Genomic DNA, 15,639 nt, shown 5'->3' on the forward strand with positions numbered 1-15,639 from the left:
GCGCGTCAGGCGATGGTCGCGAGCACGGCCCGGGAGTAGTTCTCCATGCCGACCCGGTTGGGGTGGAAGGGCGCGGCGATCGAGCCGGGGATGTAGGGCTCGACCCAGCGGGTCCCGGGCGGCTTGCAGGCGTCGTGGCCTTCACTGGGGGTCTGGAGGTCGACGTATCCGGCGCCGGACTCGCTCGCGGCCGAGCGGAGCATGGCGTTGAAGTAGGTGAGGGTGGTGCGGATGTAGTTGGCGTCGCCGCCCTGTACGGGGACGGTGGGATAGCAGCCGTTCTTGGGCATGTAGGTGGCGTATCCCACGAGGAAGATGCGCGCCTGCGGTGCCCGGGCGCGCACGTCGGCGACGACCTGGCGGATCGTGGGCTTGAGGCCGTCGGTGGCGGTGCGCCAGCCGTCCTGGCCGCCCTCGTTGTAGTCGTCGGCACAGGGGTCGCCGAAGGGCGCGGGGAGCCAGTTGAAGCAGTCGGTGGCCAGGTCGAGCAGGTCGATGTCGTTGGCTCCGATGTGCACGGTGACCAGGGTGGTGTCCGCCGACAGCGCGTCGAGCTGCGGCGGAACGTCGCCGAGGTCGGTGCCCTGCGGGGAGTAGAAGTCGGTGGTGTCGGCGCCCGAGCAGGTCACGTCCTTGAAGGCCGCGACGCCGAGGGCGCGGGCGACGTAGCCGGCGTAGTTGTTCCCCGAGCGGGTGCAGCCGAGATGCGTCTGGGGAAGGACGAGCGGTCCGGAGGCCGCCGAGTCGCCGAGGGCGACGTACCGCTCGGCGGATGCGGCGCCGGCGCCCGATGCCGTCGCGGTGACGCCGGCGGCCGCGAGGAGGAGCACGGCGGCGGCGCGGGCGATTAAGCCGAGGCGGGACGGGCCGCGAACAGGTCGTGGCTGCATGGTCGGTCTCCTTCATTGGAGGGTTGGGCGGTAAGGGCGGCGGGCGTCCGTTCGATGGGAGGGGTGCGCGGAGCCCGCCGTGGAAGGGCCTGTCAGTGCCGGAACGGGCCGGTGACCTCGTACGTGATGCCGCCGGTGCCGGCCATCTCGCCGCTCGTGCCGCGCTGGGACGAGAAGTAGAGGCGGGTGCCGTCGGGAGAGAAGGCGGGTCCGGTGATCTCCGACTCGCTCTGCCCGTCGATGCGAATGACCGGTGCGACGGTCCCGTCGGGGGTGATGATGTTGATCTCCATGTTGCCGCCGTCCTCGGCGACGTAGAGGTCGCCGCCGGCGGTGCCGGTGATGTTGTCGATCCCGTCGAGGGTCCCGCCGCCCTGGTAGACGGCGCGAACGGTCTCGGCCTCGGCGTCGTAGGCCCAGACGCTGCGGTCGCCCTTGGCGGTGAAGTAGCAGACGCCGTCGGCGTAGTGGCAGCCCTCGCCACCGTCGAAGTGGAGCGCGGCGGAGACCTGGTGGCGGGTCTGCTTCTCGAAGACGGCGGGTTCCGGATCGGGCACCGGCTGCCAGGTGACGCCGGAACCGGCGCCGCAGAGCACGTCCAGGCGGCCGGAGGACAGATCGCCCCAGGTGTTCGGGCGGAAGCGGTAGAGGCAGCCGTCCGACTCGTCCTCGGTCAGGTAGATGACCTGCCGGACGGGGTCGCAGGCGGCGGCCTCGTGCTTGAAGCGGCCCATCTTCTTGCGCTCGACGGCGCCGCGATTGCCGTAGGGGTCGGTCTCGAAGACACGGCCGCGAAAGATCTCCTCGCAGGAAAGCCACGTGTTCCACGGGGTCGCGCCGCCGGCGCAGTTGAGGTGGGTGCCGCTGAGGATGCGGTAGGCGCGGTCGATCGAGCCGTCGGCGCGGAACTTCACCGCCGAGGCTCCGCCGATGAGGGGAACCTCCGAGTTGGACACGTAGATCCAGCCGGCCCCGTCGGCGAAGCAGGCGCCGCCGTCGGGCGCGGGATGCCAGATGGTCCCGCCGACGGAGTGCGAGGAGCGGGCGATGACACGGCTGGTGAAACCCGACGGGAGCGCGACGCCGTTGGCGTCGGCCGGGCCGAGAGGCCCGTAGGGACCGGCGAGCGCCGCCGGTTCGGCTCCGGCGGCGTCCTGCCAGAGGGATCCGGCGAAGGCGACGGCGCCTACTCCGGCGGTGACGGTGCGAAGGAACACGCGACGTTGCATTGATCTCTCCTGCCGATTACCAGCGGTGGCAGGACAATGATGGTGGGCAGGCTACCGGGAAGTAAATGGGACGGATTCGCAAATCCGGGCGACCTTTTGGTGACCGGTCACAAATTCCCCTCGGCGCGCCGGCGCGCGTACTTCTCCGGAAGGCACACCGCGCACGGCCGGAATCCGGCGGCCACCGCGGTGGCCTCGTCGGCGAAGAAGACGCGGTGGCGAACGTAGCCGCCTCTGTCGATGGCGCGTGCCGCCGACGGGCAGTCGAGCCGGCCGTAGAGGCGGCCGCGCCGGTGGCCGCCGAGAGTCCCCGGCGCGGGGCTCTCGTACGGCCTCCGGTCGGCGCCGAGCAGGGTGTACGTGCGCGGTTCAGGCCGCGTCATGGAACACCAGGCCGAGCGTGTGCCGCAGGCCCGAGCGGACGGCGCTGACGCCGTGGCGGACGGGTGCGGCCGACCAGCCGCGCGCCGAGCGGACCGGGCGGTCGCGGGTGGTGAAGACCAGTCCGTGTCCCTGCCGCAGGGTCCGCGAGGTGCCTCGCGACTGGGCGCGGGGCCGCTGCTCGACGAGCAGGAACTCGCCCCCCTCGTAGTCGGCGCCGGGCACGTCGAGGCCGATGACGACCTGGAGGGGGAAGACCAGGTCGCCGTAGAGGTCGCGGTGCAGGGCGTTCCAGTCGTCCTCGCGGTAGCGAAGCAGGATCCCCGTCGGCCGGGTCTGGCCCGCCTCGTGGCACTGGTCGAGCCATTCGGCGAGCGTGTCGGGCCAGGGCGCGGGCCTGGTGAGGCGGGCCGCCCAGTCGCGGGCGATGGGCAGCAATCGCGGGTAGAGGGCCTCGCGCAGCCACTGGAGCGGCTCGGGGAAGGGGTAGCGGAAGTAGCGGTACTCCCCCGAGCCAAAGCGGTGGCGGGCCATGTCGACCGTCGCGCGGAAGCGCTGGTCGTCTTCGTACATGGCGGTGATCTCGCGGCACTCATCCGGGGTGAGGAGGGGGCCGGTGGGCGCGCAGCCGTGCGCGTCGGTCTCCTGTTTCACGGCGGCCCAGTCGGTGGCCGCGACGCGGTCCTCGAAGGTCGCCGGGGTTTCGACGGCGGTTGTCATCGGTTCTCCTTGCGGTCAGATGAGGGTCGGCGCGAGGGCGCCTTCGAGGGTGAGCAGCGCGACCTTGCGGTCGATCCCGGCGGCGTAGCCGCGCATGGAGCCGTCGGCGCCGATGACGCGGTGGCAGGGGCGGACCAGCAGCAGCGGGTTGGCGCCGATCGCGGCTCCGAGCGCGCGGACGTCGGCGCGCGGGACGCCGAGGGTCTCGGCGAGGGCGCCGTAGGTCGTCGTCGTGCCGTACGGGATGTCCTCCAGCGAGCGCCAGACGCGCTGCTGGAACGCGGTGCCGACGGCGTTGTAGTCGAAGTCGAACTCGACGGCCTCGCCGGCGAAGTAGGCCTCGACGCGCTCGGTCACGGCGGCGAACGCGGCCGGCGCCTCGCGCGATCGGGGGCTGCGCGCGGAGGGATTGCGCTGCCCTGGCATCGACAGCGAGGACAGGGTGATCCCGTATTTCGCACCGGATGATTTCACGCCGGTCAGCTGCAGTTCACCGAGTGGACCAGAAATTGTCGTGTGGACGTTCACGGCACCGTTCCTTACCTATTTCGCAACGGGTTGACGGGTGCAATTCTGTGCCGTCGAGGCGCCTATTACCGGCGGGATTCGGACGTCGCGATCCGGGCCTCGTGGAGCGCCGCGTAAGTGCGCCAGGGACTCAGCTCGGCGCGGCCCTCGGGCCACACGTCGGGGTCTCCGAGCGCGCGCATGCGAATGTAGGCGGCGGTGTCCTGGCCGACGCCGGGCACGGCGAGGAGTTCGCTCTCGGCCTGGTCACGGTCGGCTCCGGCGTCGAGCCGGACGTCACCGGCGGCGAGCGCGGAGCTCAGGGCGGCCACGGCGGGCCGCGTTGGTTCGGCGAGTTCGGCGAGTCCGGCCCCGGCGAGGACGGCGGGTTCGGGGAAGAGGTGGGTGAGCGTGCCCTTGGGAGTGGGCAGGGGTCTCCCGTATGCCGCGACCAGGGCCGCCGCGGCTTCGCGGGCGGTGCCCGTGGCCTCACCGAGCAGGGCGCGGACGGCGAGTTCGGCGGGGTCGGCGGCGCCGGGTGCGCGCAGGCCCGGCCGGGCGGCGACCGAAGGGCCGAGTCGCGGGTCGCCGGAGAGCCGTTCGGCGACGGTGAACGGGTCGGCGTCGAGGTCGAGGAGGCGGCGCAGGCGGTGCGCGGCGGTGGTGAGGTCGCGCAGCTCGTCGAGGTGGAGACGGGACTCCAGCCAGGAGCGGCCGGCCTTCTCGTCGACTTCGACGATCCCCGACCCCAGGGGCAGGCGCATGGTGCGGCGGTAGACGCGGTGGCCCCGCACTCCGGTGACCTCCTCGACGCCGGGGACTGCGCGGTCGGCGAGGAAGTCGAACATCTCGGCGGCCGCGTACTCGCCGCGGAAGGCGAGCCGCAGTGGGATCCCGCCGCCCGGAGCGACGCGGTCGCGGAGGTGGGCGGCACGCAGTTCGCTGGGTGTCGCGGCGTAGATCTCGCGGATGGTGTCGTTGAACTGGCGGACGCTGCTGAACCCGGCGGCGAAGGCCACGCGGGCGGTCTGCAGGCCGGTGGTCTGGAGGAGGACCCGGGCGGTGTGGGCGCGCTGGGCTCGGGCCAGCGCGACCGGTCCGGCGCCCAGTTCGGCGTTGAGCTGGCGCTGGACCTGCCGGGCGCTGTAGCCCAGGCGGGAGGCCAGTCCGGCGACGCCTTCGCGGTCGACGACGCCGTCGCCGATCAGCCGGACGGCGCGGCCGACGACGTCGGCGCGGTTGTCCCAGGCCGCCGAGCCGGGCGCGGTGTCGGGGCGGCAGCGGCGGCAGGCGCGGAAGCCGTCGGCCTGCGCGGCGGCCGAGCTGGGGAAGAAGCGCACGTTCTGGCGCTTCGGCGTGGTGGCCGGGCAGCTCGGGCGGCAGTAGATGCCGGTGGTGGAGACGGCGAAGAAGAACTCGCCGTCGAAGCGCGCGTCGCGGCTGCGGACGGCCTCGTACCTGCTGTCGCCGGTCATCACATGGTCAACTGTGGCTCGCCGCGAGCGCCTCGACCGGCGGTTTTCGGACTTCGCGTTCGGCTCGTGGCCCGGCTCACTCGCGGTTGCCCGCCGTCGCGGGATTGGTGCAGACTTCCGCCGCAGCCCACGTGAGGAGTCCGCGATGTACGTGCCGGCACATTTCGCCCCGGGTGGGGCCGAGGTCGCCGACCTCCTCACCAACCACGGCGCCGCCGACCTGGTCACCTCGACGGCCCGGGGGATGATCGCGACCCTGCTCCCCTTCGTGCACGACCCCGGCGCAGGCGAGCGCGGGTCGCTGTTGGGCCACGTCGCCCGCAACAACGACCAGTGGCGCGAACCGGCCATCGGCGACGCGCTGGTGATCGTGCGGGGACCGGACTTCTACGTGTCCCCCACCTGGTATCCGTCGAAGGCCGAGCACGGGCGCGCGGTGCCGACCTGGAACTACGTGACCGCGCACGTCTACGGCCGCCTCGTGGTCCACGACGATCCGGCGTGGCTGGCGTCGCTGGTGCGGCGGCTCACGGAGAAGCACGAGGGCCGCCGGGCGAAGCCCTGGACGGTCGAGGACGCTCCGGCGAGGTTCGTCGAGGGCCAGTTGCGCGCGATCGTCGGTGTCGAGGTCGTCATCGACCGGGTGGAGGCGAAGTTCAAGCTCAACCAGAATCGTTCGCGGGCCGACGTCGACGGGGTCGTCGCGGGACTGACCGCCGAGGGCGACGAGTCCGGCGTGCGGGCGATGCGCGAGGGCAACGGCGGCTGAGTCAGGCGTGGCCGCCGACGTTGATCTCGCCGAAGGTCAGGGTCGCCGTGCCGCCGTGGAACTCAGCGTTGCGCTCGACCTGCTCCTCGACGCCCTTGACCTGCCGTGCGGTCAGTTCCCCGAGTGCCTCGACGGTGACGGCCGCCTTGCGTCCCGAACGCTTCTGGTGCCACACGCCGGCGACCGCGCCGTCGATGAGCAGGATCGGGAAGTTCCCCGCCTGGCCGCGTGCCAGCGCACGTTCGAAGGCTCGCCCCGGGAAGAGCCGTTCGCGCGGCTGACAGGCGATGCCGTAGGCGTCGAAGTAGGGCAGCAGGCGTACACCTTCGGGCGCGGTGTCGGCGAAGTCGGTGTCACCGGCGTTGACCCACATGGTCTCGCCGTCGAGTTCGACGGCTTCGATGCGGCTGGCGAGCGTGGTGAAGAGTTCGGCGGCCCAGCGGGCTTTGGCGCCGATCCAGCGCGCGAAGTGCTGCGGGGTGGCGGGGCCGTAGGCGTGCAGGTAGCGGGCGAGCAGTTCGGCGTGGGCATGTGCGGCGGGCATCGGCGTGAAGCCGGGGAGCCAGCGGTGCGGGTCGGTGTAGGTGACCTTGCGTCCCCGGTTGGGGCCGAAGCACAGGGCGCCTCGCGCGCCGGCGACGGAGAGGGCCTGGCGCCAGCGCGGCCACATCGTGTTGAAGCCGGGCATGACGAGATCCCCGGCCCAGGGTCCGGTCTCGGCGACGACGGCCGCGTCGAGTTCGTCGATGGTGAGCTCGGTGTCGGCGAGAACGCGGCCGACGGCGGCGACGATCTCGTCGACCTGCCCGGGTGCGAGGCCCGCGTTCACCCGGCCATCGGGGATGCCCGCCAGTGCCCCGATCCACATGGGCAACTCGGCCGAGGGCAGGAGATGGACGGTACCCCGCGGGCCGTGTGTCTTCACCAGGGCCCGCTCGTCCCAGATCGCCGATCGGACCTCGGCCCGCACGCTTCCGGGGAGGCGCAGGCCGATCGAGTGCTCCCCCGCCGAGAGGACCTGCGCGTGCGCGCCGCACATGGCGGCCACGACCGAGGCGGGGTCGGAACCAGGCGTGGGCCCAAGGCCGTTACGGTCGAGTCGGCGTGCGCTGATGGCGGACCAGGTGAGCGTCATGTCGGCAACGCTACGAGGCATCTAGGTCGGTTTCGGTCCTAGGTCTATCCGGCCAGCATCGCCGGACTGTCGATGCCGGGCTCGTGCTTGCCGCGACGCAGCAGGAGGCCGCACGCGATCGCGCCGGCGGCGAAGATGACCGCAGACCACCAGAAGGCGGTCGTGTAGCTCTTCAGCGCCGCCTCGGCGAGCAGTTGCGGGGTCGGCTGCTTCCCGGCGATGAAGGCGGTGGCGGCGTTGTTGGCCAGGGTGCTCAGCAGCGCGGTGCCGATGGAGCCGCCGACCTGCTGGGAGGTGTTCACCATCGCCGAGGCGACCCCGGCGTCGAGCTCGGCGACGCCCGCCGTGGCGACGTTCATGGCCGGCGCGATGATCAGGCCCATGCCCAGACCGCAGACGATCAGCTGCGGCATCACATGGGTGACGTAGACGCTGTCGAGCTGGATCGTGGTCAGCCAGACCAGCCCGATCGCCGCGAGGACCATGCCCGCCGCGATCGGGATCTTGGCGCCGATGCGCGGCAGCAGCACGATCGTGGAGACCTGGGCGGTGATCATGATGCCGGCGACCATGGGCAGGAACGCCAGGCCCGTCTTGACCGGCGTGTAACCCAGGGTGGTCTGCATGTAGTAGGTGAGGAACAGGAAGATCCCGAACATGCCGGCACCGGCGATGAAGACCGCCAGGTAGGCGCCTCCGCGGTCGCGGTCGCGGACGATCCGCATGGGCAGCAGGGGGTGGGCGACCTTCCGTTCGATCATCACGAACAACACCAGCAGGACCGCGCCCGCGACGAGGAAGCCCCACACCGAAGGCGAGCCCCAAGACCGTGTCTCGGCACGTGAGAGGCCGAACACGACACAGAAGAGACCGGCGGTCACCACGACCGTGCCGGGGATGTCGAGGGTGGGCCGGTCGGCGTGGCGTCCGGGCACGAGGAACATGAGCGCGCCGACGAGGGCGACGGCCGCGAAGACGAGGTTGACGTAGAGGCACCAGCGCCAGTTGAGGTACTCGGTGAGGACACCGCCGAGGAGGAGGCCGATGGCGCCGCCGGCACCGGCGATCGCGCCGAAGATGCCGAAGGCCTTGCCGCGTTCCTTGGGGTCGTTGAAGGTCGTCGTCAGCAGCGACAGCGCCGCCGGTGCCAGGAGGGCGCCGAAGACGCCCTGCAGCGCGCGGGCGAGGACCAGCATCTCGAAGTTGCCGGCCGCGCCGCCGAGCGCCGAGGCGAGCGCGAAGCCGAGGAGGCCGACGATGAAGGTGAGCTTGCGGCCGAAGAGGTCCGAGAGGCGCCCGCCGAGGAGCAGGAGGCTGCCGAAGGCGAGCGAGTAGGCGGTGACGATCCACTGGCGGGAGTCGTTGGAGAAGCCCAGTTCGGCCTGCGCGGAGGGCAGCGCGATGTTCATGACGGTCGCGTCGAGCACGATCATGAGCTGCGCCAGGCCGATGACGGCGAGGATCAGCCACCGGTGCGGCGCCACTTCACCGGCCCGCCGGGCGCCTCCACCGCTGCTCGCTGAGGCCATGAGATTCCCCCCGTCGGCCGTGCCCGTCGGCGGCGGCCGGACTCGCACGCGGGCGAGGACCGGACCTTCCGGACAGAGTCGACAATAAGGGCTCAGTGGTGGCACGTACGGGCGAAACTCCGGATGGAGGCGGCGGGCCGCGGGAGCGGCCCGCTCGTCACAGCTTCACGACGCTTCCGGCCAGTCGCGCCTCCTCGGCGGCGAAGACGACGCGGTGACTGGCGACGCTGGCGTCGGCGTTCGAGGTGATCAGCTCCGGCCGGCCCTCGCTCAGCCCCCGGCAGAAGTCCTCGATGAGACCGCGGTCGCCGCCGCCGTGCCCGTCGGCGGCCGATGCCCCGTCGGCGTCGGTGTCGTAGGAGACGACCTCGTTGGTGGTGAAGTCGAGGACCTCGATGCGGCGGCCGTCGCCGGTGAGCTGCCCGCCGCTGCCGAAGACCTTCGTGTGGCGGTTCTCCTGCGGCGTGAACGCGGTGACGGTGAACGACGCGGTCACGCCGCCCTCGTACTCGATGTTGACGACCTGGTTGTCGCACACGTCGTTGTCGTGGTCGTAGACGCAGCGACCGTAGGGGCCCTCGCGCAGAGCGCGCTGCACGGAGTCGTCGTCGAGCGCGTCGGCGGCCACGAGGGTGAAGTACTCGCGGACCCCTTCGCCGTAGCGGCCTTCGAGGTAGAGCTTCTGGGCGGAGTAGGCGCACGAGTCGGACAGTTTGCAGTCCAGACAGCGCGCGGCGGCTCCCTCCGGGCGGCGGTCGTGCCGGAAGTGGGTCAGCGACCCGAAGGACGACACGCGCAGCGCCCGGCGGCCGACGACATGGGCGAGCCAGTCGATGTCGTGCGAGGACTTCGCCAGCAGCATCGGCGACCCCTGGCGGATGGAGTTCCAGTTCCCCCGAACGTAGGAGTGCGCGAAGTGCCACCAGCCGATCGGTTCGAGGTGCTGCACCCCGATCACGTCGCCGACGGCCCCTTCGGCGATCAGTGAGACGAGCTTCTTCGTGTAGCGCGTGTACCGCATGACGTGGCAGACGGCGAGGGTCACGTCGTTGGCGCGGACCGCCTCGCCGATGCGGAGGCAGTCGGCGGCGGACAGCGCGAGGGGCTTCTCCAGCAGGATGTCGTAGCCGAGCGCGGCGAAGATCAGGGCCGGTTCGACGTGGTCGGCGTCCTGGGTGGCGATGATGACGGCGTCGGCGACTCGTCCGGCGGCGGCCAAGTCGCGCCAGTCCGCGTGGCAGTCCTGCGGCTCCAGGCCGTGCTCGGCGGCGATCTGCTCGCGCTGCCGGTCGCGCGGCTCCGCCACCGCGACGATGGCCGCTCCCGACGGCGCCTGCGCGACGAGCGAGGCGTACGCGGCACCTCTCGCGCCCGCCCCCACGAGTGCGACGCGCAGGGGCCGGTCAAGCGTGTGGCCGGGCCGGAGGTTGTGGTGGGTGTTCATGGGCACCATCCATTACTTAACCTGTTTTCATAATTGCTGTGCCAGACTCTCCACCGGGTGGGCCTGACTGTCAAGGGACCGAATGAGAAGAAACAGCGGGGGCGACGCGAGCCTGCTCCGACGACTCAACACCGTTGCCGTGCTGCGCGTCCTGCACACGGCCGGTCAGCTCACCCTCACCGAGGTCGCCTCCAGGGCGAAGGTGTCGCGGCCGACGGCCGAGGACGCCGTCGCCGACCTCCTCGGTCGCGGCCTCGTGCGGGAGAGCCCGCCGCAGGACGGACCGCGCGTCGTCGGGCGGCCCGCCCGGCGCTACGAGTTCAACGTCGACGCAGGCTACGTGCTCGGCGTCGATGTCGGCGCACACAAGATCCTGGCGGTCGCCGCCGACCTGGGCGGCGGTGAACGGGCCGCGCACCGCGTCGAGATCGAACCCGAACTGCCCGCCGCCGACCGGCTCGCCGAGATGCGCGGCGCGCTGCGGACCGTCGCCGCCGAAGCCGGCGTGAAGCTGTCCGACGTGCGCGCGCTCGGCGTCGGCACCAGCGGCATCGTCGACACCGGCGGGAAGGTGACGCTTTCGGGGCACCTCCCGGGCTGGACCGGGACGCACCTGCCGACCGAGCTCTCCGGCCTGATCGCCGGGAAGGTCCTGGTCGGCAACGACTCCAACCTCGCCGCGCTGGGCGAGCACTGGCGCGGAGTCGCGCGCGGAGTCGACGACGTGGTCTACATCCTCGCCGGGCGGCGGATCTCGGCCGGGATCCTGCTGGGCGGCCGGGTCCACACCGGGCGGCACGGGGCTGCCGGCGAGATCGGCATCATGCGCAGCATGGGCTGGTACGACACCGCGAGACTGCTGCGCGACGGGCACGCCTCCAGCGTCGAACTGGTCAACCGCCTGGCCGCGGGCGTCGCGGCGACGGTGCTGACCATCGACCCAGAGGTGGTCATCATCGGCGGTGGCCTCTCGCAGGCCGGCGACGCGCTCATCGAGCCCCTGCGGACCAAGCTCGCCGACCTCTGTCTCTACCCGGTGCAGGTGGAGGCGTCGACCCTGGCCGACCGCTCGGTGGCGCTGGGCGCGGTGCGGCTCGCGCTCGACGAGGTCGAGGGGCAGCTGTTCGACCTCGGCTGACGGCCCGCGCGGGCCGTCAGCCGCGTCGTGGGTTCAGGGGCGCCCGCCGAGCGTCCGCTGGGCGAACCAGCGCGAAACCGGGCGGGCGACGGCGATGGCGATCACCACGATCGAACCGGCCACCAGGAGCAGCGCGAACACGAACGCGAGGATGCCCTGGAAGTGAGCGTTCCCGTAGTCGAAGAAGGCGAGGGAAAGGTTGACCACCGTGCCTATCGCGCCCTGTAGGACGGTCCCGGCGACGAAGGCGCCGAAGACCCGGGCACCGTCCTTTCCGCCGGCGACCATGACGCCGGCGAGGATCAGGCAGACGACCCTCGCGCCGTCGAGGGCGAGGTCGAAGTACCAGCCCAGGGCCAGTAGCGAGTCTTCCGGATACCGGTAGCGCTCGTAGTCGACGTATTCGATGATCACGAAGATCAGCCGTCCCAGCTGGAGGCCGGCCAGGACGAAGAACAGTGCCATCAGGCCGCCGACTCCGCCGGGGCGGTGGCCGGTCACCGGTGGCGCGAAGCCCGGTTGCGGCGCGGCGAAAGCCGGGGGCGGAAGCTGCCCGCCGGGTTGGAACTGGCCGTAGGGCCCGGGCTGCTGCCGGCCGTAGTCGGGAGCGGATTGCTGCTGACCGTAGTCAGGGACCTGCTGCGGGTGTTGCTGCCCGTAATCGGGGTCGTATGGGGGCTGCTGGTTGACCATGGGACCTCATTCGGCTCGCGGAGGCACGGGCGGTGACAAGGTAGCAATCCCCCGCCGGATAAGTCACCGGTCAGCGACGCTGAACGTCCAACGTGGCCTCGACCTCCGCGGCGAAGGCGAGCAGTTCCTCGTCGGCGCCGAACGCCCCCACGAGCTGGAGCCCGAGGGGAAGGCTCCCCTCGGGGCGGGCGGTGGGCAGCGTCAGAGCGGGCATGCCGAGGAAGCTCCACGGGAGGCACATGACGGCGCTGCCGGTCGTGGCGATGCCCTCCGGCGCCGTCCCGGGCGCCGGAGGCGCGATCCACACGTCGACCCCGGAGGCGGCGAAGCGCTCGCCGAACTCGGCGCGGATCGCCTCCCGCGCGGCCAGGGCGGACTCGTACTCGGCGACGTCGATCTCAAGGCCCTCACCGATCGCCTTGACGGTCTGCTCGCGATATCCCTCAGGGTGCGCGGCGTACCAGACGGCGTGAGCGGCGGCGAGTTCGTGGCGGTTGACGCGGAACTGGGTGGCACGGACGTGCTCGAAGTCGTCGAGGACATCGACGCGGCGGACGTCGAAGCCGGCGGCTTCGAGCAGGCCGACGTGGCCGGCGAACGCCTCGGTCGCCTCGGGGCCCGCTTCGGCGAGGTAGGGGCCCTCGGGGACGCCGAGGACGGGCCTGCCCGCCTCAGGGAGACCCGCGCGCCAGCCGTCGCACAGCAGCGGCGCGGCGAGGGCGATCCCGGCCAGGTCGGCGGCGTAGAGGCCGAGGGTGTCGAAGCTCTTGGCGTTGGGGATGACGCCGTCGACGGGAATGCGGCCGAAGGTCGGCTTGAAGGCCGCGACGCCGCAGAAGGCGCCGGGACGGATCACCGAGCCGACGGTCTGGGTGCCGATCGCCAGGGGGACCATGCCCGCCGCGACGGCCGCCGCCGAGCCGCTGCTGGAGCCGCCGGGGGTGTGCCCGGTGTCGTGCGGGTTGCGGGTCGGACCGGGGGCGAGGACGGCGAACTCGGCGGTGACGGTCTTGCCTGCGACGAGGGCGCCGGCGTCGCGCAGGCGGTCGACGACGGTGGCCTGCGGCCCGGCGAGCGCCTCCGCCGGGACGCCGGAACCGGCGAGGGTGGGCAGGCCGTCGACGTGGACGATGTCCTTGATCCCGACCGGGATCCCGTACAGGGCCGGGCGGGCGGTGGGGTCGGGCCAGCGGGACGCGGCCGCCTCGGCCTCGGCGAGGAGTCGTTCGCGGCGGCCCGGTTCGGACACGAAGGCCTCGATCTCTCCGTCGACGGCCTCGACCCGGTCGCAGGTGCGGGCGATGTTCTCCCGCACCTGCGCGTCGTCGCGGGAAAGTTCGGCGGCGAGGGGCCGATGCCCTACGAGTTTCTCCATGCGCGCCAGCGTACGAGCCATGATCGTGTCCCGCCACGCGGGAAATTAGCGAGCAAGACTCGTGAAACCGGCCACAATGGCTCGTGCGGAAGATCGCCTTGCGACACGATGTCAGCTGATGACCGAGACCGCCCCAGCCCCCGCTCCCGTGACCCTGCGCGCTCTCGCCGCCCCGGTCTTCCTCCCCTCACTCCTCTTCGGGATCGGACAGGGCGCGATCGCGCCGGTGGTGGTGGTCTCGGCCCGCGACCTGGGCGCCTCGATCGCCGTCGCGGGCCTGATCGCCGCCCTCGCCGGCTTCGGGAACATCATCGCCGACGTCCCCGCCGGAGCGCTCGCCGCGCGTCTCGGCGAGCGCCGCACGATGATCGCCGCGACGGCGGCGCTGTCCGTCGCGCTGGTCATGTGCGCGATGGCGGACTCGCTGCTGCTGCTCGGGGCGGGGATCATGATGACGGGCTTCGCGCGGGCGGCGTGGGGCCTGGCGCGGCACACCTACGTCACCGAGGCGGTGCCCTACGAACTGCGCGCGCGTGCGCTGTCGACGCTGGGCGGCACGCAGCGGATCGGGATGTTCATCGGCCCGTTCGTCGGTGCGGCGGCGATGACCTGGAGCGGGACGCAGGGCGCCTACTGGGTGCACCTGGTGACGGCGCTGGCCGCGGTGGGCGTGCTGCTGGCCGTGCCGACGCCCCCGGGCGCGGCCGACGCCGACCGGCCGAAGAAGAAGGGCGAGGGCGGTCACGGCGGGACGCTCAAGGTCCTGCGCGAGCACCTGCCGGTGTTCCGGACGCTGGGCGTCGGGGCGATGCTGCTCGGGGCGCTGCGCGCGGCCCGGCCGGTCGTGATCCCGCTGTGGGCGGAGTATCTGGGCCTCGATCCGGCCGCCACCAGCATCATCTTCGGGCTGGCCGGCGCGATCGACATGGCGATGTTCTACCCGGCGGGGAAGGTCATGGACCGCTTCGGCCGGGTGTGGGTCGGTGTCCCGTGCATGCTCGTGATGGCGACCTCGCTGCTGCTGCTCCCCTTGACGCACAACGCCGGGACGCTGCTGGCGGTGGCGTTGCTGATGGGCTTCGGGAACGGCATCGGCAGCGGGATCATCATGACCCTGGGGGCCGACGCCTCACCCGACGTCGGCCGCGCGAACTTCCTCGGCGGCTGGCGGCTGTGCGCCGACCTCGGCAACGCGGGCGGACCGCTGCTGGTCAGCGGTATCGCCGCAGTGGCGACGCTCGGCCCGGCGATCCTCGCGATGGGCGTGATCGGGCTGCTCGGCGCCGGCGCCCTGGCGAAGTGGATCCCGCGCCGAGACGAGCCTTAGTCGCGAGCCTCGGCTCTCTCCGGCACCACGAGGTCGACCTCCTGCCGTCCGCCGACGGCCCGCTGCGCGGTCAGGACACCGGCGAGGACGATCAGGCCGCCGATGATCTGCGCGGTCGACAGGCTCTCCCCAAGCAGCAGCCAGGCGGCGAGGGAGGCCACGACGACCTCCAGGTACGCCATGCCCCCGGCGATGGCAGCCGAGAGCAGCTTGAGTCCGGCGATCCCGGCGAGGTAGGCCAGGAAGGTGCTGCCGACGAGTGCTACGGCCACGACCACGCCGGAGGTCTCGAACCCGAGCAGTGACACCTCGGTGTCGAGTCGGCCCCACTCGACGTCCCAGGGCCGCGCGAAGGGCGTCAGCGCGGCGCCGCCGATGAGGAAGCCGACGGCAAGGAGCACGCGCGTGTCGACACTCTCGGTCAGCTTCTCACCGCCGAGGAAGTAGGCGGCCTGGCACAGCGCGGCGGCGGCGCCGGCGAGCAGGCCGAGGGCGTCGAGCCGCAGGCCGGACCAGATCTCCACGACGACGGCCAGCCCGGCGAGGCTGACGAGGGTGCCGATGACGGCCGCGCGGGGCAGCCGGGTCCGCCGGACGAACCGGATCCAGGCCACCACCAGGATCGGCCCGGTGAACTCCAGGAGCAGCGCGATGCCGACCGGCAGCCGTGAGACGGCCAGGAAGTAGAAGACCTGGACCCCGGCGACTCCGGCCAGACCGAAGGCCACGAGCCCGGTCCAGGGCAGCTTCGGCCGCCGCAGCAGGGCCGGAAGCGCGACCAGCGCCAGCGCGACACCCGACCCGACGACGCGCAGCCACGTCACCGGGACCGGGTCGAGGCCCGCGTTGATGATCGTCTTGGCGAGCGGTCCGGACACCCCGAAGCACAGCGAGGCCCACAGGATCAGGGCGAGGCCGGTGGTCGAGGCGCTGGCACGTCTGGGCACGGGGCACTCCCAGGGAGGGGGTCGGGGTGATCGAGACGGACAGTACGTCGGCGCGGCGGCCCGCGTCCACGTCGCACATC

15 protein-coding genes are annotated in these 15,639 nt (G+C 72.0%); 3 read left to right on the forward strand and 12 right to left on the reverse strand.

The window, feature by feature from the left end:
• Window positions 1-5: 5 nt before the first annotated feature.
• From AB0I28_RS18770 to AB0I28_RS18795, 6 genes are all read right to left on the reverse strand, one after another.
• Window positions 6-890 (reverse strand): SGNH/GDSL hydrolase family protein, encoded by an 885-nt coding sequence (locus AB0I28_RS18770; protein WP_357494809.1) that lies wholly within the window; start codon window positions 888-890, stop codon window positions 6-8.
• A gap of 92 nt (window positions 891-982) precedes the next feature.
• The gene (locus AB0I28_RS18775; RefSeq protein WP_357494811.1) at window positions 983-2,119 is read right to left on the reverse strand and encodes an alkaline phosphatase PhoX; all 1,137 of its coding nucleotides are present in this window, start codon (window positions 2,117-2,119) and stop codon (window positions 983-985) included.
• Window positions 2,120-2,226: 107 nt separating this feature from the next.
• Window positions 2,227-2,502, reverse strand: coding sequence for an Ada metal-binding domain-containing protein (locus tag AB0I28_RS18780; RefSeq protein WP_357494813.1), 276 nt, complete (start codon window positions 2,500-2,502; stop codon window positions 2,227-2,229).
• On the reverse strand, window positions 2,489-3,220 hold the full coding sequence (locus AB0I28_RS18785; RefSeq protein WP_357494815.1) for a 2OG-Fe(II) oxygenase: 732 nt from the start codon (window positions 3,218-3,220) through the stop codon (window positions 2,489-2,491). The genes AB0I28_RS18780 and AB0I28_RS18785 overlap by 14 nt, the downstream gene beginning before the upstream one ends.
• 15 nt (window positions 3,221-3,235) lie before the next feature.
• On the reverse strand, window positions 3,236-3,694 hold the full coding sequence (locus tag AB0I28_RS18790; RefSeq protein WP_357494816.1) for a methylated-DNA--[protein]-cysteine S-methyltransferase: 459 nt from the start codon (window positions 3,692-3,694) through the stop codon (window positions 3,236-3,238).
• Window positions 3,695-3,813: 119 nt separating this feature from the next.
• Complete coding sequence (locus tag AB0I28_RS18795) at window positions 3,814-5,202, reverse strand: AlkA N-terminal domain-containing protein (protein WP_357495141.1); 1,389 nt, start codon at window positions 5,200-5,202, stop codon at window positions 3,814-3,816.
• A gap of 145 nt (window positions 5,203-5,347) precedes the next feature.
• Between AB0I28_RS18795 and AB0I28_RS18800 the strand changes: the two genes are divergently transcribed.
• Window positions 5,348-5,971, forward strand: a complete 624-nt coding sequence (locus AB0I28_RS18800) for an FMN-binding negative transcriptional regulator (protein WP_357494818.1) — start codon at window positions 5,348-5,350, stop codon at window positions 5,969-5,971.
• Between the two features lies 1 nt (window position 5,972).
• On the opposite strand, the gene AB0I28_RS18805 is transcribed toward AB0I28_RS18800, so the two are convergent.
• The 3 genes from AB0I28_RS18805 to AB0I28_RS18815 all read right to left on the reverse strand — a co-directional run bounded on the left by AB0I28_RS18805 (window position 5,973) and on the right by AB0I28_RS18815 (window position 10,079).
• Entirely contained in the window at window positions 5,973-7,106 is a 1,134-nt protein-coding gene (locus tag AB0I28_RS18805; protein ID WP_357494820.1) for a winged helix DNA-binding domain-containing protein, read from the reverse strand.
• 44 nt (window positions 7,107-7,150) lie between these two features.
• Window positions 7,151-8,635: an MFS transporter gene (locus AB0I28_RS18810; RefSeq protein WP_357494822.1), complete on the reverse strand. Its 1,485-nt coding sequence runs from the start codon at window positions 8,633-8,635 to the stop codon at window positions 7,151-7,153.
• A 157-nt stretch (window positions 8,636-8,792) separates the two neighbouring features.
• Window positions 8,793-10,079, reverse strand: a complete 1,287-nt coding sequence (locus AB0I28_RS18815; protein ID WP_357494824.1) for a Gfo/Idh/MocA family oxidoreductase — start codon at window positions 10,077-10,079, stop codon at window positions 8,793-8,795.
• An 82-nt stretch (window positions 10,080-10,161) separates the two neighbouring features.
• On the opposite strand from AB0I28_RS18815, the gene AB0I28_RS18820 reads away from it, so the two are divergent.
• Window positions 10,162-11,217 carry an ROK family transcriptional regulator gene (locus AB0I28_RS18820; RefSeq protein WP_357494826.1) on the forward strand — a complete coding sequence of 352 codons (1,056 nt, stop codon included), beginning with the start codon at window positions 10,162-10,164 and terminating at the stop codon, window positions 11,215-11,217.
• Window positions 11,218-11,250: 33 nt separating this feature from the next.
• On the opposite strand, the gene AB0I28_RS18825 is transcribed toward AB0I28_RS18820, so the two are convergent.
• Together AB0I28_RS18825 and AB0I28_RS18830 are read right to left on the reverse strand one after the other, a co-directional pair.
• On the reverse strand, window positions 11,251-11,910 hold the full coding sequence (locus tag AB0I28_RS18825) for a hypothetical protein (protein ID WP_357494828.1): 660 nt from the start codon (window positions 11,908-11,910) through the stop codon (window positions 11,251-11,253).
• 70 nt (window positions 11,911-11,980) lie between these two features.
• Complete coding sequence (locus tag AB0I28_RS18830) at window positions 11,981-13,285, reverse strand: amidase (protein ID WP_357494830.1); 1,305 nt, start codon at window positions 13,283-13,285, stop codon at window positions 11,981-11,983.
• Between the two features lie 118 nt (window positions 13,286-13,403).
• Here AB0I28_RS18830 and AB0I28_RS18835 point away from each other — a divergent pair, with 118 nt between their 5' ends.
• Window positions 13,404-14,612: an MFS transporter gene (locus AB0I28_RS18835; RefSeq protein WP_357494832.1), complete on the forward strand. Its 1,209-nt coding sequence runs from the start codon at window positions 13,404-13,406 to the stop codon at window positions 14,610-14,612.
• On the opposite strand, the gene AB0I28_RS18840 is transcribed toward AB0I28_RS18835, so the two are convergent.
• Window positions 14,609-15,559 carry an EamA family transporter gene (locus AB0I28_RS18840; protein WP_357494834.1) on the reverse strand — a complete coding sequence of 317 codons (951 nt, stop codon included), beginning with the start codon at window positions 15,557-15,559 and terminating at the stop codon, window positions 14,609-14,611. The genes AB0I28_RS18835 and AB0I28_RS18840 overlap by 4 nt on opposite strands.
• Between the last annotated feature and the right edge of the window lie 80 nt (window positions 15,560-15,639).

Source organism: Phytomonospora sp. NPDC050363, from assembly GCF_040655735.1.
Classification (GTDB): domain Bacteria; phylum Actinomycetota; class Actinomycetes; order Mycobacteriales; family Micromonosporaceae; genus Phytomonospora.